The sequence below is a fragment of the Paenirhizobium naphthalenivorans genome, assembly GCF_007992095.1.
In the GTDB taxonomy this organism is placed as follows: domain Bacteria; phylum Pseudomonadota; class Alphaproteobacteria; order Rhizobiales; family Rhizobiaceae; genus Allorhizobium; species Allorhizobium naphthalenivorans.
Genome location: NZ_BJZP01000001.1, coordinates 222256 through 239580 on the forward strand (window position 1 = coordinate 222256; position 17325 = coordinate 239580).

Annotated in this window: 16 protein-coding genes; 10 read left to right on the forward strand and 6 right to left on the reverse strand. The window is 61.1% G+C overall.

Annotated elements, in window-relative coordinates:
* The first annotated feature begins 8 nt into the window (after positions 1–8).
* Complete coding sequence (locus RNA01_RS01035) at positions 9–458, forward strand: type II toxin-antitoxin system RatA family toxin (RefSeq protein ID WP_147178032.1); 450 nt, start codon at positions 9–11, stop codon at positions 456–458.
* Between the two features lie 6 nt (positions 459–464).
* Here RNA01_RS01035 and RNA01_RS01040 read toward each other — a convergent pair whose 3' ends face one another.
* The 3 genes from RNA01_RS01040 to RNA01_RS01050 are packed head-to-tail and all read right to left on the reverse strand — an operon-like array spanning position 465 to position 3443.
* Positions 465–1718 carry a family 8 glycosyl hydrolase gene (locus RNA01_RS01040; RefSeq protein ID WP_147178034.1) on the reverse strand — a complete coding sequence of 418 codons (1254 nt, stop codon included), beginning with the start codon at positions 1716–1718 and terminating at the stop codon, positions 465–467.
* Positions 1719–1737: 19 nt separating this feature from the next.
* Entirely contained in the window at positions 1738–2235 is a 498-nt protein-coding gene (locus RNA01_RS01045) for a CinA family protein (protein ID WP_147178036.1), read from the reverse strand.
* On the reverse strand, positions 2232–3443 hold the full coding sequence (locus RNA01_RS01050) for a bifunctional 2-C-methyl-D-erythritol 4-phosphate cytidylyltransferase/2-C-methyl-D-erythritol 2,4-cyclodiphosphate synthase (RefSeq protein ID WP_147178038.1): 1212 nt from the start codon (positions 3441–3443) through the stop codon (positions 2232–2234). Before RNA01_RS01050 ends, RNA01_RS01045 begins: the two co-directional genes overlap by 4 nt.
* A gap of 186 nt (positions 3444–3629) precedes the next feature.
* Between RNA01_RS01050 and dusB the strand changes: the two genes are divergently transcribed.
* The 9 genes from dusB (at position 3630) to hflX (ending at position 15057) form a co-directional block, all read left to right on the forward strand.
* On the forward strand, positions 3630–4619 hold the full coding sequence (gene dusB / locus RNA01_RS01055; RefSeq protein ID WP_170253326.1) for a tRNA dihydrouridine synthase DusB: 990 nt from the start codon (positions 3630–3632) through the stop codon (positions 4617–4619).
* Entirely contained in the window at positions 4616–5752 is a 1137-nt protein-coding gene (locus RNA01_RS01060) for a two-component system sensor histidine kinase NtrB (RefSeq protein WP_147178040.1), read from the forward strand. Before dusB ends, RNA01_RS01060 begins: the two co-directional genes overlap by 4 nt.
* Entirely contained in the window at positions 5749–7200 is a 1452-nt protein-coding gene (gene ntrC / locus RNA01_RS01065; protein WP_147178042.1) for a nitrogen regulation protein NR(I), read from the forward strand. The genes RNA01_RS01060 and ntrC overlap by 4 nt, the downstream gene beginning before the upstream one ends.
* Before the next feature lie 136 nt (positions 7201–7336).
* Positions 7337–9607, forward strand: a complete 2271-nt coding sequence (locus tag RNA01_RS01070) for a sensor histidine kinase NtrY-like (protein ID WP_147178044.1) — start codon at positions 7337–7339, stop codon at positions 9605–9607.
* Positions 9597–10961 (forward strand): nitrogen assimilation response regulator NtrX, encoded by a 1365-nt coding sequence (gene ntrX / locus RNA01_RS01075; RefSeq protein ID WP_147178046.1) that lies wholly within the window; start codon positions 9597–9599, stop codon positions 10959–10961. Before RNA01_RS01070 ends, ntrX begins: the two co-directional genes overlap by 11 nt.
* A 63-nt stretch (positions 10962–11024) precedes the next feature.
* Entirely contained in the window at positions 11025–12401 is a 1377-nt protein-coding gene (trkA, locus tag RNA01_RS01080; protein WP_147178048.1) for a Trk system potassium transporter TrkA, read from the forward strand.
* A gap of 22 nt (positions 12402–12423) precedes the next feature.
* Entirely contained in the window at positions 12424–13287 is an 864-nt protein-coding gene (locus tag RNA01_RS01085; RefSeq protein WP_147178050.1) for a D-amino-acid transaminase, read from the forward strand.
* A gap of 110 nt (positions 13288–13397) precedes the next feature.
* Complete coding sequence (hfq, locus tag RNA01_RS01090; protein WP_028735264.1) at positions 13398–13649, forward strand: RNA chaperone Hfq; 252 nt, start codon at positions 13398–13400, stop codon at positions 13647–13649.
* Entirely contained in the window at positions 13645–15057 is a 1413-nt protein-coding gene (hflX, locus tag RNA01_RS01095) for a GTPase HflX (protein WP_147178052.1), read from the forward strand. The genes hfq and hflX overlap by 5 nt, the downstream gene beginning before the upstream one ends.
* A gap of 9 nt (positions 15058–15066) precedes the next feature.
* Here the strand turns inward: hflX and RNA01_RS01100 are convergent, their stop codons facing one another.
* The 3 genes from RNA01_RS01100 to RNA01_RS01110 all read right to left on the reverse strand — a co-directional run bounded on the left by RNA01_RS01100 (position 15067) and on the right by RNA01_RS01110 (position 17135).
* Positions 15067–15597 (reverse strand): GNAT family N-acetyltransferase, encoded by a 531-nt coding sequence (locus tag RNA01_RS01100; protein ID WP_147178054.1) that lies wholly within the window; start codon positions 15595–15597, stop codon positions 15067–15069.
* Between the two features lie 80 nt (positions 15598–15677).
* Positions 15678–16532: a nucleoside triphosphate pyrophosphohydrolase gene (gene mazG / locus RNA01_RS01105; RefSeq protein WP_147178056.1), complete on the reverse strand. Its 855-nt coding sequence runs from the start codon at positions 16530–16532 to the stop codon at positions 15678–15680.
* 21 nt (positions 16533–16553) lie between these two features.
* Positions 16554–17135 (reverse strand): deaminase, encoded by a 582-nt coding sequence (locus tag RNA01_RS01110; RefSeq protein WP_147178058.1) that lies wholly within the window; start codon positions 17133–17135, stop codon positions 16554–16556.
* Positions 17136–17325 lie beyond the last annotated feature (190 nt).

Sequence of the window (17325 nt, forward strand, 5' to 3'; positions counted from 1 at the left end):
TCTCGGAAATGCCGCAGTTTGAAACCCGCCGTATCGTCAGACATTCGCCCGAGCGGATGTACGCTCTCGTTGCTGACGTGGAGCACTATCCCGAGTTCCTGCCGCTCTGCGAGGCGCTGAACATCCGTTCGCGGCGCGAGCGTGACGGCAAGGAGCTGCTGGTGGCGGACATGACAGTCGGCTACAAGGCGATACGTGAGACCTTCAGCACCCAGGTGCTGCTCAACCCCGCCGAACTGGCCATCGATGTTAAGTACATCGAGGGGCCGTTCCGTTATCTCGACAATCGCTGGCGTTTCGAGATGAACCGTGACGGCGGTTGTTCGGTGCATTTCTTCATCGACTACGAGTTCAAGAACCGCATTCTCGGTGCGTTGATGGGGTCGATGTTCGACCGCGCCTTCCGCATGTTCGCTGAAGCCTTTGAGGCGCGCGCCGACGAGATCTACGTGGATTAACGGCGTTCAGGGCTTCGCCCAGTGACCGGTGACGGTGATCATCGCCATCAGTTTCAACGTGTTGCCGAAATAGTCTTCCGCTGTCGCCGGCCTGCTGTCCATGGCCGCCCACAGGGCGTCGAGCCAGTCCTCATTGTCTTTGTCAATCATGGCCGATACCGCGAGCATCGAGACGAAAGCCATCCCGCCGTGACCTGCGTCGGGGGCGGGCTTTCCGTCCAGGCGATAGGTGTCGGCGAAACGTTCCGGCTTGCCTTTCGTCGTCTGCCTTGCCCAGGCGTTCAGCGGCCGCAGTGCTTTGCGGGCCCGTTCGTCGCCGGTTAGCAGGAAATCGAGGCCGACGCGCCAGGGGTAGCGGGCAGCGTTCCAGGAAAATCCGCCATCGTAATCACCTTCGAGAAAGCCTGCCGGCGCAGGCTTGGGGTGCTCCGGAAGACCGACGATGAAATCGGGCATGAGGCCGGTGCGGCGGGAATACTTGTGGCCGACAGTGTCGATAATGCCATAGATCGTGTCGCGCAAATCGAGCCAGCGCTTGTCTGCCGTGCGCTCGGCGAAAGCGGCGAAGTGCGACTGCATGAAGTCCGACGAGCGGGTCGTTGCGGCATAGGTTGTTTCATCTGCCGCCTTGGCCCAATCGCCGATCAGCAGAATATCGCCAGGCTGTCGGACCTCATGGGCTAGGATGGCGGCAATCACGCGCCGAGCCTCGGCGCCGTAATCGTATGCTCCACCATTTCCCCAACGGCTCTCGGCCAAAAGCAGCGCATAGGCAATATCGAGATCGCCATCGGTCGCGCTGTTCGATCCCCCGACGTCCTTACCGGCGTTCGAGCAATCCTCAACCTGGTTCCAGGCCATCAGGCCTGGGTCGGAGTTTGCCGGGTGGTCGTGGAAGTAGAGCACCATGCCGTCGAACAGGCGTTGGGCGTCAGGATCGAAATCCGCCATCATGACGGTTGCGAGCATGCCGTAGCCATGCGCCTCGGAGACCGTGATGGTCGTCTTGGCCGAGCCTCCGTAGGTGGGTTTCCCATCACCGTCAGTCCGCACCAGCACGCGGCCTTCGCCGCAGCCCTCACGAAGATAGATCGATTTCCACTGGCCATAGAACGCAGCAAGAGCCCGATCAAGCGCGGGCTGGTCAGGGGTCGGAGCGATGGATCCGGGCGCATAGGGGGACGGTGCGGCCGAAGCTGCGGAGGCTGCCAGGCAAAGCGCGACGGCGGCCTTTAGCAATGTCCACGAGGTTGACGCCATCCAGCCTGTCCCGTTCATCTCACCTTGCCAGCTCGCCGAGCATCTCGAGCGCAGTTCTGACGGTCGCCAAGCGAATTCCCGATCGCCCCAGGTCACCATAGCACATCTCGCGATGAAGCACGGTGCCGTCGTGTCTTCTTGCGGCCACGTGCACGAGGCCGACAGGCTTTTCGTCACTGCCGCCGCCGGGACCGGCAATACCCGTGACTGCGACTGCGACATCGCATCTTGACCGTTGCAGAGCGCCGTTGACCATCTCAATGGCTGTAGGACGCGACACCGCGCCATGGTGCGCCAGGGTTTCGGCCGAGACACCGAGAAGGTCGATCTTTGCCTGGTTGGAATAGGTGATGAAGCCACGATCGACGACGGCGGATGAGCCGGCAATCTCGGTGAGAGCGCCGATGATCAGTCCGCCGGTACAGGATTCTGCTGTGGCGACCGTCAGTTTGCGGGCGGTGAATCCGGCGATGACACCGGCCGCGGCCACTTCAATATCGGCTGGATAGAGGCTCATTGCCCCGCTCCGCGAAAAACAACGGTCGCGGTGGCGATCGCGGCAATGCCTTCGCGCCGTCCAACAAAGCCGATGGTCTCGTTGGTGGTCGCCTTCACCGAGCAGCGGTCGAGCGAGATCTCGAGAATTTCGGACAGCTTCTCGCGCATGGCCTGGCGATGCGGGCCGATCTTTGGCGCTTCAGCGATCAGCGAAATGTCGGCATTCATGATCGTACCGCCGGCGTCGCGCACGATCCGGGCCGCATGCTCGAGAAAGATCCGGGACGGCGCACCCTTCCATTGCTGGTCCGATGGTGGAAAATGATCGCCGATGTCGCCTGCGCCGCAGGTGGCAAGCAGAGCGTCGGTCAGGGCATGCAACGCCACATCGGCATCGGAGTGGCCCTTCAGTCGTTGATCGTGCGGGATGAATATGCCGCACAGTGTTACGCCATCGCCGGATTCGAGTTGGTGGACGTCATAACCGTTGCCGGTCCGGACGTCGGGCAGGGCTTGGCTGTTGAGCTTGGCATCGGCCATGGCAATATCCCTCTGCACGGTCAGTTTCACATTGTCAGGCGCCCCTTCGACCAGTTTTACCGGCAGGCCCGCCCATTCGGCAATTGAGGCATCGTCGGTGAAGTCGGTCCGACCGGAGGCTTCCGCCGCCTCATGTGCCTTGAGTATTGCGGCAAAGGCGAAGGTCTGCGGCGTCTGGGCGGCGAACAGGTCATCGCGAGGCACTGTTTCGGCTACCAGCCCGGCTGGATCGCCGCGCTTCAGCGTATCGGTGACGGGCGTCGCCGGAAGAACGCAGACATGTCCTTCCTTGATCTCTCTGGTGATGCGTTCCAGCAGCGCAGTGTCAAAGAACGGCCGCACTGCGTCGTGGATCATCACGTGGGTCACACCGCAGTCGGAAAGGGCGCGCAGACCTGCCAGGACGGATTGCTGCCGTGTTTTGCCGCCGATGGTAACGGAGATCCTGCCGCCGTCGATGAGACCGCCCCGCGCCGCATCGAAGAGTCCGGCATCGTCCGGATGAATGACGGTCACGATGCGCGCCGTTCCCGACCAAGCCAGGAATTTCTCCAGCGTGCGGGTGATGACTGGGATTCCACCGATCCGCCGATATTGCTTCGGCCCTTCGATGGATTGGCCCGCGCGTTCACCGCGCCCGGCGGCGACAACGATGATGCCGATGACTATATTGGTGCATTGCTGCATTGCAGTGTCCGGTCTTGACATGGGGGTGCCGAGGGTGTGGTCTACCTATTGCTGGGGCGATATTCTACCATCTGTTTGAATTTAGTTACGGACCCAAGGAAAGCCCTTGGCAAGGTGATTTTTAGTGGCTAAAAATGAAGCAGATTGATTTGTTGCCCGAAAGATAGTCACTTGAGCTCAAGCTCCATGCAAGCACCCTTCGACATCGGCCCTGTGTCGATCCGCAATCGCGTGATCCTTGCTCCGATGTCAGGTGTCAGCGATCTGCCGTTCCGGCAGCTTGCGTGGCGCTTCGGCGCCGGCTTGGTCGTTACCGAAATGGTGGCCAGCAAGGAACTGGTCCATAATGCGGCTGAATCCTGGTCGCGGCTGAAAGGGGCGGGGCTGACGCCGCATATGGTGCAGTTGGCCGGCCGCGAGGCGCATTGGATGGCGGAGGCGGCGCGGATCGCCGAAGCCAACGGCGCCGACATCATCGACATAAACATGGGGTGTCCGGCGAAAAAGGTGATCGGCGGCTATTCCGGTTCGGCGCTGATGCGCGATCCTGATCATGCGCTGTCGCTGGTCGAGGCGACGGTCCGTGCCGTTAAGGTTCCGGTGACGCTTAAGATGCGGTTGGGCTGGGACGAGAATTCGATGAATGCTCCCGAGATCGCTGCGCGTGCCCAAGCGGTCGGTGTGCAGATGATTACTGTTCATGGACGCACCCGGATGCAGTTCTATGAGGGGCAAGCCAATTGGGATGCGATCGCTGCTGTGCGCGATGTCGTCACGGTGCCGCTGGTGGCCAATGGCGATGTCGCAAGCCGCGAGGACGCCGAGGCCATCCGCCGTCGCTCCGGCGCCGACGCGGTGATGGTCGGGCGTGCCTGCCAGGGGCGTCCCTGGCATGCCGGTTGGATCGCGGGGCATGACGGACCCGGGCGCGGAGAGATTCCCGCTCTGGCAGTCGAGCACTATGAGGCGATGCTCGCACATTACGGCTCCGACGTTGCGGTTCGTCATGCGCGCAAGCATGTCGGCTGGTATCTCGATCGATTCGCCCCGGATGTGCCGGCGGCTGAGAAAGTGGAAATCATGACGTCCAGGGATCCGGCTTTCGTCGCGAAGGCCTTGGCGCGTTGCCTGGCGCAAGCGGCAATGGGCGCGGACCGGCGGCGGGAGGCTGCATGACAGGCGACAACCTTAACAACGGCGTGGCGATGGCGGTCATCAACGCCATGCAGCACCCGGTCATCATGGTCGATGCCGAGGGCCATATCAGCTTTGCCAATTGGGAGGCCGAGGCCTTCTTCGGCGCGAGCGCCAGCCATTTGGCGCGTCATCGCATTTCGACCTTCATCCCCTTCGGTAGTCCGCTGCTGGCCCTGATCGAGCAGGTGCGGGAGCGTCGGGCGCCGGTCAACGAATACCGTGTCGACCTCAGTTCGCCGCGGCTCGGTCAGGAAAAACTGGTCGATCTTTATGTGGCTCCGGTCCTCAGCCAGCCGGGCAGTGTCGTCGTCGTCCTGCAGGAACGCTCGATGGCCGACAAGATCGACCGGCAACTCACCCATCGCACGGCCGCGCGTTCGGTGACAGGTCTCGCCTCGATGCTGGCCCATGAGATCAAGAACCCGCTTTCGGGCATCCGCGGCGCCGCCCAGTTGCTGGAGACATCGGTGCCTGACGAGGACCGGCCGCTCACGCGGCTGATCTGCGACGAGACGGACCGCATCGTTTCGCTGGTCGACCGCATGGAGGTGTTTTCAGACGAGCGGCCGGTAGACCGCATCGCGGTCAACATTCATTCTGTCCTGGACCATGTGAAGGCGATCGCCAAGGCCGGCTTTGCCCGCAACATCCGCATTACCGAGAACTACGATCCGTCTTTGCCGGCGGTCTATGCCAATCGCGATCAACTCGTTCAGGTCTTCCTCAACCTGATCAAGAACTCGGCGGAGGCGATCGGCGACCGGCCTGACGGAGAAATACAGTTGACGACGGCCTATCGTCCCGGGATTCGCCTGTCTGTTGCCGGTTCGCGCGAGAAAATATCGCTGCCGCTCGAATTCTGCGTGCATGACAATGGTCCCGGTGTTCCCTCCGACCTGCTGCCACATCTGTTCGATCCCTTCATTACCACCAAGACCAACGGCTCGGGTCTCGGTCTCGCGCTGGTCGCCAAGATCATCGACGGCCATGGCGGCATTGTCGAATGTGAAAGCCAGGCCAACCGAACGACGTTTCGCGTGTTGATGCCCGTCTCCAAGGACATTGCGCTTGACGACACCTTTCCGGCGAAATCCACAGGAAGCACCCGATGACTGCCACGATTCTTGTCGCTGACGACGACGCCGCCATCCGCACCGTCCTTAATCAGGCTTTGACCCGGGCCGGCTACGATGTCCGCATCACCTCTAATGCCGCAACGCTGTGGCGTTGGATCTCCGGGGGCGAGGGTGATCTGGTGGTGACGGATGTCGTCATGCCGGATGAGAACGCTTTCGACCTTCTGCCGCGCATCAAGAAGGCACGGCCGGATCTTCCTGTGCTGGTGATGAGCGCGCAGAACACTTTCATGACCGCCATCAAGGCGTCGGAGAAGGGCGCCTATGACTATTTGCCAAAGCCGTTCGACCTGACCGAACTGATCGCCATCATCGGTCGGGCGCTGGCGGAACCAAAGAAGAAGCTGGTCCGGCTCGACGACGATACCCAGGACGGCATGCCGCTGGTCGGCCGCTCTGCCGCCATGCAGGAAATTTACCGGGTGCTGGCGCGTCTGATGCAGACCGACCTGACACTGATGATCACCGGAGAGTCGGGCACCGGCAAGGAATTGGTGGCGCGCGCGCTGCACGATTACGGCAAGCGGCGCAACGGTCCGTTCGTCGCGATCAACATGGCGGCGATCCCGCGCGATCTGATCGAATCCGAACTGTTTGGTCATGAGAAGGGCGCTTTTACCGGTGCGCAGACCCGCTCGACCGGCCGTTTCGAGCAGGCCGAAGGTGGCACACTGTTCCTCGACGAGATCGGCGACATGCCGATGGATGCGCAGACCCGTCTTTTGCGCGTGCTGCAACAGGGCGAGTATACCACCGTCGGTGGCCGCACGCCGATCCGGACCGATGTCCGCATCGTCGCCGCGACCAACAAGGACCTGAAGCAGTCGATCAATCAGGGCCTGTTCCGCGAGGACCTCTATTATCGTCTGAACGTCGTGCCCTTGCGTTTGCCGCCACTGCGCGACCGGGCGGAGGACATTCCCGACCTAGTCCGTCATTTTATCCAGCAGGGAGAAAAAGAGGGACTCGATCCGAAGCGTTTCGACAGCGAGGCCCTCGAAGTCATGAAGGCCTATGCCTGGCCGGGCAACGTGCGCGAACTGGAGAATGTCGTGCGGCGTCTGATGGCGCTTTATCCGCAGGACGTCATTTCCCGCGAGATCGTCGAGCAGGAATTGCGCGCCGACATTTCCGATAGTCCGATCACCAAGGCGGGCGTTGCGTCCGGGCCGATGACCATTGCCCAGGCGGTCGAGGAAAATATGCGATCCTATTTCGCCGGTTTCGGCGATTCGCTGCCGCCTTCGGGGCTTTACGAGCGCGTTCTGACCGAAGTCGAGTACCCGCTGATACTGGCGGCCCTGACGGCGACGCGGGGCAACCAGATCAAGGCGGCCGATCTTCTCGGCCTGAACCGCAATACTTTGCGCAAGAAGATCCGCGAACTGGGCGTCTCGGTCTACCGGAGCTCCCGCTCGGCTTGACATGGCAGAGGCCTACGTTGCATTTTCGCCACAATGCGTTGCTCAAAGAGCTCGAGGATCGTGACGTCGCGATCATCTTCGTCTGCGCGAAATCGGGGAAAAGCTCGTCATGCGCAGAGCGCGGGAGTTCTTTTTAATGTTAAGGCAAGTAGCGGATTCCGCTGCCGATAGTGATCCCGCTTTGGCGCAGGATCGGCGTGCGTCCTTTGCGCTGCCGGGTCTGGCGCTCGCTGGCGGGGCTTTTGCCTGCGCAGTCTTTACGCTGCCGGTCCTGCTCGGCCTGACCTCGATCGAGCCGACCTCCAACGTTCTGATCGCCTCGGCGATTATCAATTCGCTGTTCATCGTCGGTTTGATGTTCCTGATCGGTCGTGAAGTCACGCGTCTGATCAAGGCCCGGACCAAGGGCCGGGCGGCGGCCCGGCTTCATGTCCGGATTGTCGTGCTTTTCTCGATCGTCGCGATCACGCCGGCCATCCTGGTGGCGATTTTTGCCAGCATTACGCTGAATGTCGGTCTCGATCGCTGGTTTTCGATCCGCACCCAGTCCATCGTCTCCTCGTCGATGAACATCGCCCAAGCCTATATGCTGGAAAATGCCAGCTACCTGCAGGGTCAAACGGTGTCGATGGCCAATGACCTGGAAGGCAATCGCGCGCTCTTCTACCTTGACCGGACTGGTTTCGTGCAGCTGCTGACGCGTCAGGCGAAGGGGCGCGGCTTGCTGGGTGCCTTCCTGGTGCGCCAGGACGGCACTGCCATTACCCAGGCGGCGATCAGCACCGATAAGCCGCTGCCGGCGATCCCCAAGGATGCGCTGGAGAGCGCCGCAGCCGGTCAGCCGACCCTCATCCCGCCGGGTGTGACCAACCTGGTCGGCGCGATCGTCAAACTCGATTCGATTTCCGGAACTTTCCTCTACACAATCCGCGCGGTTGATCCGAAGGTCATGGCCGCCATGCGTCTGATGGAGGACAATACGGCCGAGTACAAGGCGATGGAAGCGGGCCGCAAAACGCTGCAAATCGCCTTTGCCGTGCTTTACCTCGGCTTCGCGCTGATCGTGCTCCTGGCGGCGATCTGGACGGCGATCGCGGTCGCCGACCGCATCGTTCGGCCGATTCGCCTGCTGATTGGTGCCGCCGATGGCGTTGCCTCGGGCAATCTGAATGTCGTCGTTCCCGTGCGCGTCGTCGATGGCGACGTCGGCAGCCTGTCGCGCACCTTCAACAAGATGATTTCCCAGATCCGTACCCAGCGCGACGAGATCCTCGAGGCCAAGGATGAGGTCGATGACCGTCGCCGCTTCATAGAGGCGGTTCTTTCCGGTGTCACGGCGGCGGTGATCGGCGTCGAAGACGACGGCGTCATCACCATCGTCAATCCGTCAGCTGAGTATTTCTTGGCGCTGCCGAGCGATGAACTGATCGGCAAGAGGTTGAACCTTGTGGCCCCCGAAGTCGACCGGGTGCTGTCGGAGGCGGCCGTGCGCCACCGCGGCGAATATCGCGAACAGATCAATTTGATTCGTGGCGGCAAGGAGCGGACGCTCAATGTCCAGGTGACGCGCGAGGAGACGCGCGGTTCCGCCGATTCCTACGTCATAACGCTCGACGACATCACCGATCTCGTGATCGCGCAGCGTTCGACGGCCTGGGCCGATGTGGCGCGTCGTATCGCCCATGAGATCAAGAATCCGCTCACCCCGATCCAGCTTTCGGCCGAGCGCCTGAAGCGGCGTTACGGAAAGCACATCGCCGAGGATGATCGTGCCGTGTTCGACCAGTGCACCGATACGATCGTACGCCAGGTCGAGGATATCGGTCGGATGGTCGATGAGTTTTCCGCCTTCGCCCGTATGCCGAAACCGGCAAAGCAGCGCTCCGATCTGCGGGATATTCTGCGCGACGCGGTTTTCTTGCGCGAGATGGGCAACCACGACGTCACTTTCCTCCGGCGGTTCGGGGATGAGCCGCTCGAAGGCAGTTTTGACGCCCGCATGCTCGGCCAGGCGGTCGGCAATCTCATCAAGAACGCGGTCGAGTCGATCGAGGCTGTACCGCGGGAGGAACTGGGAGACGGTGGTAAGGTGCTGGTCACTTCCACCTTCGATCATGCGAATGATCGTTTCGTGGTCGACATAATTGATAACGGACGCGGATTGCCGGTGGAAAACCGGCACCGCATCCTCGAGCCGTACATGACGATGCGCGACAAGGGCACCGGCCTTGGTCTTGCGATCGTCAAGAAGATTATCGAAGAACATGGTGGTCAGTTGGAGTTGCACGATGCACCTGCGGACTTCGACCGGGGCAGGGGCGCGATGATCCGCATCATTCTGCCGCGGCTCGAGGCCGCTGCCGCCATGGATACTGACAGCAACAGGGAAATGGTTCATGGCCTCTGATATTCTGGTAGTCGACGACGAGGAGGATATCCGCGAGATCGTATCGGGTATCTTGAGCGACGAGGGGCACGAGACCCGCACGGCCCACGATGCCGATAGTGCACTCGCAGCGATCTCCGACCGCGTTCCGCGTCTTGTCTTCCTCGACATCTGGATGCAGGGCAGCCGGCTCGACGGCCTTGCTTTGCTCGACGAAATCAAGGGCCGGCACCCCGACCTTCCGGTGGTGATGATCTCCGGTCACGGCAATGTCGAGACGGCGGTTTCGGCCATCAAGCGCGGCGCCTTCGACTTCATCGAAAAGCCGTTCAAGGCGGACCGTCTGATTCTGATCGCCGAACGAGCTCTGGAGAATTCCAAGCTCAAGCGCGAGGTCAACGAACTAAAGAGACGCACGGGTGACGCCGCCGAATTGGTCGGCACGTCGGTCGCCGTGTCGCAACTGCGCCAGACGATCGAAAAGGTCGCGCCGACCAACAGCCGAATCATGATTTTCGGACCGTCCGGAGCGGGCAAGGAACTGGTCGCACGGATGATCCACAAGCGGTCCAGCCGCGTGACGGGTCCGTTTGTTGCGCTCAATGCCGCGACGATCACGCCTGATCGCATGGAGGTAGCACTCTTCGGCACGGAGGGAGCGCCTGGCCAGCCGCGCCGTATCGGGGCGCTTGAAGAGGCGCATCGGGGCATTCTCTACCTTGACGAGATCGGCGAAATGCCGCGCGAGACGCAGAACAAGATCCTGCGTGTGCTGGTCGAGCAGCAGTTCGAGCGGGTCGGCGGTTCGAAACGCGTCAAAGTGGACGTGAGGATCATTTCGTCGTCGGCTTACAATCTTGAAAGTCAGATCGCCGAGGGCCGGTTCCGCGAGGATCTGTTCCACCGTCTGGCCGTCGTTCCGGTGAAGGTTCCGGCGCTGGCCGAGCGGCGTGAGGACATTCCCTTCCTGGTCGATATGTTCATGAGACAGATTTCCGAGCAGGCCGGTATTCGCCCGCGCAAGATCGGCGAAGATGCCATGGCGGTGTTGCAAGCCAACGACTGGCCCGGCAACATCCGGCAGTTGCGCAACAATATCGAACGCTTGATGATTCTCGCGCAGAGCGACAATGCCGAGATGCATATCACGGCGGAAATGCTGCCGCAGGATCTCTCGGAAATGCTGCCGAAGATCTCGGCCCGCAACGATACCCACATCATGACGCTTCCATTGCGGGAAGCGCGCGAAATGTTCGAGCGCGACTATCTGATCGCCCAGATCAACCGGTTCGGCGGCAACATTTCGCGCACGGCGGAATTTGTCGGTATGGAGCGCTCTGCCCTCCATCGCAAACTCAAATCGCTTGGCGTATAAGAGGCTCAAGGGGCCGGACGGGAAGGCCCCGCATCCGGTCCACTCTTCTTTGAAAGAGCATTCATGAAAGTCATTATCTGCGGGGCAGGACAGGTCGGCTACGGTATCGCGGAGCGGCTGTCCCAGGAAGACAACGACGTGTCGGTCATCGATACCTCGGCCTCGCTGGTCAACCATATCACCGAGACGCTCGACGTGCGTGGTTATGTCGGCCACGGAGCGCATCCGGATATGCTTGCCAAGGCCGGCGCCGACCAGGCGGACATGATTATCGCGGTCACGCTTTACGACGAAGTCAACATTGTCGCCTGCGAGGTGGCGCACGCATTGTTTTCTGTGCCGACAAAGATCGCCCGCATTCGCGCGCAGAACTATCTCAGGCCCGAATACGCCGACCTGTTCAGCCGGCAGAACATGTCGATCGACGTGACGATCTCGCCCGAGATCGAAGTCGGCAAGATGGTGCTGCGCCGCATCTCTTTCCCCGGCGCCACGGATATCGTTCGCTTTGCCGACGACCACATCACCATGGTGGCGATCGAGTGCATGGAAGACTGCCCGGTTCTCAACACGCCATTGCAGCAATTGAGCCAGCTCTTTCCCGACCTGATGGCCACTGTCACGGCGATCTATCGCAACGGCCGGCTTATCGTGGTGCGCTCGTCCGACCAGTTGCTGGTTGGCGACCTCGCCTATGTGATCTGCCAGCGCGACCATACGCGCCGTACGCTCGGCCTGTTCGGCCATGAGGAACAGGAAGCGGGCCGACTGGTGATCGCCGGCTGCGGCAATATCGGCTATTATGTCGCTCGTGCGATCGGCGACGTTCAGCCCAAGACCAAGGTGAAGATCATCGAGAACGACGGGGAGCGTGCGGTTTTGGTCTCCGACAAGCTCCGCAATGCGATCGTGCTACACGGCTCGGCGCTCGACCAGAACATATTGCAGCAGGCGGACATCCAGGATGCTGACCTGATGGTGACGCTGACCAACAGCGACCAGACGAATATCCTGAGCGCGGCCATGGCCAAGCGCATGGGCTGCAAGTCCGGCATGGTGCTGATCAACAATCCGAGCTTCCAGGACCTCACCCACGCCATCGGCATTGATCATCATATCAATCCGCGTGCCGTGACGATCTCCCGCGTTCTGCAGCATGTCCGCAAGGGGCGCATTCGTTCCGTCTATGCGGTGCAGAAAGGTATGGCCGAGGTGATCGAGGCGGAAGCGCTGGAAACCTCGCCGCTGGTCGGGGTGGCGTTCCGCGACCTGAATCTGCCGGCGGGCATTCGCATCGGCGCGGTCTTCCGCGACGGCATGGTGCTGAGGCCTAACGGCGACCTCAAGATCAAGGCCAAGGATCGGGTCGTGCTGTTCGCCAGCGCCGAAGCCGTGCGTGACGTCGAACAGATGTTCCGCGTTTCGATCCAGTATTTCTAGAACAGAGAAGTCTGAGGCGCATATGCCGAGAATTGCCTATGTCAATGGTCGCTACCTGCCGCATAGCGCGGCCGGCGTGCATATCGAGGATCGCGGTTACCAGTTCGCCGACGGCGTCTATGAGGTCTGCGAGATCCGCCACGGGATTATCGTCGACCTGACCCGCCATCTCGACCGCCTTGACCGCTCACTCGCGGAGATCCGGATCCCGTCGCCGATGTCGCGTAAGGCTCTGACCGGTATCATCCGCGAGGTCGCCCGGCGCAACCGCGTGCGTAACGGCCTGTTCTACCTGCAGGTGACGCGCGGCGAAGCGCGGCGCGACCACGTGTTTCCCGCACCGGATACGGCGCCCTCGCTGGTAATTACCGCCAAGAGCACCGATCCGAAGGTTATCGCGGCGAAGAATGCCAAGGGGCTGAGGGCGGTCACCGTTCCTGACAACCGCTGGGACCGTGTCGACATCAAGACGGTCGGACTTCTGCCTAATGTGCTCGCCCGACAGGCAGCCAAGGAGGCCGGTGCCCAGGAGGCAATTTATGTCGATGCGCGAGGCATGGTGACAGAAGGGGCGGCGACCAACGTTTGGATCGTCGATCGCGATGGCAATCTGGTCACCCGTCCGGCCGAACACGGCATCCTCAGGGGCATTACCCGGACGACGCTGATGGATGTGGCGCGGACGCTTTCGCTACCGGTCGTGGAGCGGGAATTCTCGCGTGACGAGATGCTTGCCGCCCGCGAAGTGTTCATCACGGCGGCGACCAGCATTTGCCTTCCAGTCGTCGAAATCGATGGACAGACCATCGGAAACGGCCACCCCGGCACATTTTCGGAGAAAATCCGGTCCGCCTTTTTCGACGTTGCGGAAAAGACGGTGATTTGATACCACCTTTCGGATAAAGGGCTTGCAAGGGACAATCCCTACCTTTCTGATAAGCTTGAACAATAATTACACCGGCACAAAAGGCCGGCAAAAAAGAAAGAAGCGGCGCCATGGCGGAACGTTCTCAGAACCTGCAGGATCTATTTCTCAACACCGTACGCAAGCAGAAGATCTCGCTGACGATCTTTCTGATCAACGGCGTGAAGCTGACGGGCGTGGTTACGTCCTTCGATAATTTCTGCGTCCTGCTGCGCCGCGACGGCCATTCGCAGCTCGTCTACAAGCACGCCATCTCGACCATCATGCCGGGCCAGCCGATGCAGATGTTCGAAAGCGAAGAGACCTCTTCGTCACAGGATTGAAGCCATAACCACCAGAGACACGAAAAACGAATCGATCATCCCGGAGGACGAAAAGCCCCGGGATGATATGTGTGCTGTCGTCATCGTTCCTGTCCTCAAGCCGGGACGAAATCCCGCGCCTGCGGCAGGTTCCGATGTCGTCGTTGCTCCGAGCCGTTCCAATGAGGCCCGCCTGGAAGAGGCGATCGGTCTTGCCCGCGCGATCGACCTGACGATCGCCGAAGGCCTGATCGTGCCGGTCAACCAGCCGCGCCCCGCCACCTTGTTCGGCAGCGGCAAAATCGCCGAGATCGGTGAAAAGCTCGACCAGCACAATGCCGGTCTGGTTATTGTCGACCATCCGCTGACGCCGGTGCAGCAACGCAACCTAGAGAAGGAATGGAACGCCAAGGTCATCGACCGGACGGGCCTGATTCTCGAGATCTTCGGCCGGCGCGCCTCCACCAAGGAAGGCACGCTACAGGTCGAGCTTGCTCATCTCAACTACCAGAAGGGCCGGCTGGTTCGCTCCTGGACGCACCTTGAACGCCAGCGCGGTGGCGCGGGCTTCATGGGCGGTCCGGGTGAAACCCAAATCGAAGCCGACCGTCGTATGCTGCAGGACAAGATCATCAAGCTGGAGCGTGAGCTTGAGCAGGTGGTGCGGACCCGGCAATTGCACCGCGCCAAGCGCCGCAAGGTGCCGCATCCGATCGTGGCGCTGGTCGGCTATACCAATGCCGGCAAGTCGACCCTGTTCAACCGGATCACCGGGGCGGGGGTGCTGGCGGAGGACATGCTGTTTGCCACGCTCGATCCGACGCTGCGTCGGATGAAGCTCCCGCATGGCCGCACCGTCATCCTGTCCGATACCGTCGGTTTCATCTCCGACCTGCCAACGCATCTGGTCGCGGCGTTCCGCGCCACGCTCGAAGAGGTGTTGGAGGCCGACCTCATCCTGCATGTGCGCGACATGTCGGATCCGGACAATGCTGCCCAGTCGTCCGACGTTCTGCGCATCCTTTCCGACCTTGGGATCGACGATAAGGAGAAGTCCGAACGCATTATCGAGATCTGGAACAAGATCGATAGGCTGGATCCAGAGACCCATGACGCGCTCATCCAGAAGGCGGCGACGCGCGACAACGTCATGACCGTATCCGCGATCAGCGGCGAGGGTGTCGATGAGCTTCTCGACGTGATCTCGCAGCGGCTGTCCGGCGTCCTGACCGAAGCGACGATCGTCATCCCGTCGAATAAGCAGTCGCTGATCTCCTGGGCCTATGAGAACGCCGTGGTCGATGGACGTCAGGACAATGAGGACGGCTCCGTCAGCCTCGACGTCCGGCTGACCGCCCGCCAGGCGGATGAGTTGGAGCGCAAGCTCGGCGGCGGGCAGAAGGCGGAGAAGGAAGACTGGGAGCGGTAAGGTGAACGGTTAGCCGTCGCTGGCTCGCATCTCGCGAGGCAGGTGCCGGTAAACAAGATCTCGCGGCTCCGGTCTTTTGGCTTGTGAGTCTGGAAAGCCGCCAAGGCGCTCCGCAACGGCGATGGACGCCGTATTGTTCGGGTCGATATAGCTCACCAGCGACGGCAAGTTCAGCGTTTCTATAGCCCAATCACGTAAAAGCGCGGCGGCTTCAGCGGCATAGCCGTTGCCCTCATATCCCTCGTAAAGCATCCAGCCAATTTCATGCTCGGGAAACAGCGGGCCATGGTTGAGGCCGACTTGGCCAACGCAGACTCGATTGTCGTTTCGTTCGATCATCAGGGCTCCGTGCCCAAACAGCGGCCACTGTGCCACATCATGACAAAACATGCCCCATGCCTGCTGCAGGGTGAATGGTCCGCCTAGTCCAGCGGATCGCGGCGAACTCATAAAATCGGCATAAGCCTGGAAATCGTCGAACACTGGAGCGCGAAGCAGTAGGCGGTCGCTTTTTATGACTGGGGGTTCAGCAGACTGCATGGTCTTCCTATTTGCTCCGGCAGATGGGCTTGCTTCTGGGGCGACGCCAATCCGAAAGTCGGCATGACAACAGCAGGTCCCTACGTTTGCTGAGGCCTTTCAGTTGCCTTCGCCTCCTGCCAAAGCTCTTCCATCCGCTCGAGCGACGCGCCTAGCAAGGTTTCACCATTTGCTTCAAGAGTTTTCTCTATATAGCTGAAACGTTTGCGGAATTTCGTATTCGTTCCGCGCAGGGCCTGTTCCGGGTCGGCCTTCACATGGCGGCCGATATTGGCGAGCGCGAAGATCAGGTCACCGAGCTCGTCGGAGATTTCCTCCGGTCGCCCGGCCTTCAGCGCCTCGCGCAGTTCGCCGATCTCCTCCTCGATCTTGTCGAGGATCGGCTCGGCCTCCGACCAATCGAAGCCAACCTTGGCGGCCTGTTCCTGAAGCTTGAGGGCTTCGGTGAGCGCCGGGAAGCTGCGTTGCACGGAACCGAGCAAGCCGGCCTTCGGATCCTCGGCCGGGGCCTTGCCCGAGGCCTTGGCGCGGGCGGCATGGCGCTCGGCGCGTTCCTGCTTTTCTTGGGCCTTGATCTCGTCCCATTGCAGTTTGACCGCTTCCGGCGTCGAAGCGCTGGATACGGCGAAGACATGCGGATGCCGGCGAATCATCTTTTTCGTGATGGCCTCGACCACGTCGCCGAAGGAAAACAGGCCGGCCTCCTCTGCGATCCTGGCGTGGAAGACGACCTGCAGCAGGAGGTCGCCCAGTTCGTCGCACAGGTCGTCGGGATCATTGCGCTCGATCGCGTCAGCCACCTCATAGGCTTCCTCGATCGTATAGAGCTTGATCGTCTCGAAGGTCTGTACCACGTCCCACGGGCAGCCGGTCTCCGGCTGGCGCAGTGCCGCCATGATGTCGAGGAGTCGGGAAATATCCTTGGAGGGTTCCATGCGGGTCTTGGCCTTCGCCGCTCAGTTGAGGGGGATGTCGTTGTCCGATTTGCCGGACTGGTATTGCGAGGAAAGGCGGTCGTAAACACCTCGGATGCGCTTCGACTGCGCCTTGAGGGCATCCGCATCGTCGTGCACGGCAACCAGATCGGCCATGGCAAACGATGTCCAGAAGGCGTTTTTCTTGCGATAGCCGCCCGGTTCGAGACCGAAAACCTCCTTGAGGATTTTCAGGTCGTGCGGGATGGCGAAGGCGTCGCGGCTGTCCTCGTGGCTGAAAAAATAATAGAAATTGTCAAAGCCCGCCCAGGTGATCGCCGACATGCACATGGTGCAGGGTTCGTGGGTCGACAGGAAGATCAGGTCCTTGGTGGCCGGCCGTTCGCCCAACTCGTAGAAGCGCTTGAGCGTATGGACCTCGCCGTGCCACAGCGGATTCTCCAGTTCATTGTTGGTCTCGGCCAGAACCAGTGACAGGTCCGATTTCCGCAGGATCGCTGCGCCGAACAGTTTGTTGCCGGCGGCCACGCCCTTTTCGGTGAGCGGCAGGATGTCGCGTTCGATGACGTCGAGCAGGCGCGTGGTGAGGTCAGGGGCGGTCAAGGCGGTCTCCTTTTGCGGCACGCGCGATCCTATCGCTCGGTCACGGCCGGCGGAAGGCGCAAACGCGTGCCGACGCCCGGTTATCCCGTCCGTTTTCCCGAGTTCCGCGCCGCCGAACCGCCAGGCGGTGAGATTTGCTCGCGTGAGCCGGAAGCCTAGCAAAGAAATATCCTTCGCCAAGGTGCGACGG

Coding starts and splice junctions, on each gene's coding strand:
- RNA01_RS01035 (WP_147178032.1), top strand. CDS start 9: ATGCCGCAGTTTGAAACCCGCCGTATCGTCAGACATTCGCCCGAGCGG.
- RNA01_RS01040 (WP_147178034.1), bottom strand. CDS start 1,718: ATGGCGTCAACCTCGTGGACATTGCTAAAGGCCGCCGTCGCGCTTTGC.
- RNA01_RS01045 (WP_147178036.1), bottom strand. CDS start 2,235: ATGAGCCTCTATCCAGCCGATATTGAAGTGGCCGCGGCCGGTGTCATC.
- RNA01_RS01050 (WP_147178038.1), bottom strand. CDS start 3,443: ATGCAGCAATGCACCAATATAGTCATCGGCATCATCGTTGTCGCCGCC.
- dusB (WP_170253326.1), top strand. CDS start 3,630: ATGCAAGCACCCTTCGACATCGGCCCTGTGTCGATCCGCAATCGCGTG.
- RNA01_RS01060 (WP_147178040.1), top strand. CDS start 4,616: ATGACAGGCGACAACCTTAACAACGGCGTGGCGATGGCGGTCATCAAC.
- ntrC (WP_147178042.1), top strand. CDS start 5,749: ATGACTGCCACGATTCTTGTCGCTGACGACGACGCCGCCATCCGCACC.
- RNA01_RS01070 (WP_147178044.1), top strand. CDS start 7,337: ATGTTAAGGCAAGTAGCGGATTCCGCTGCCGATAGTGATCCCGCTTTG.
- ntrX (WP_147178046.1), top strand. CDS start 9,597: ATGGCCTCTGATATTCTGGTAGTCGACGACGAGGAGGATATCCGCGAG.
- trkA (WP_147178048.1), top strand. CDS start 11,025: ATGAAAGTCATTATCTGCGGGGCAGGACAGGTCGGCTACGGTATCGCG.
- RNA01_RS01085 (WP_147178050.1), top strand. CDS start 12,424: ATGCCGAGAATTGCCTATGTCAATGGTCGCTACCTGCCGCATAGCGCG.
- hfq (WP_028735264.1), top strand. CDS start 13,398: ATGGCGGAACGTTCTCAGAACCTGCAGGATCTATTTCTCAACACCGTA.
- RNA01_RS01100 (WP_147178054.1), bottom strand. CDS start 15,597: ATGCAGTCTGCTGAACCCCCAGTCATAAAAAGCGACCGCCTACTGCTT.
- mazG (WP_147178056.1), bottom strand. CDS start 16,532: ATGGAACCCTCCAAGGATATTTCCCGACTCCTCGACATCATGGCGGCA.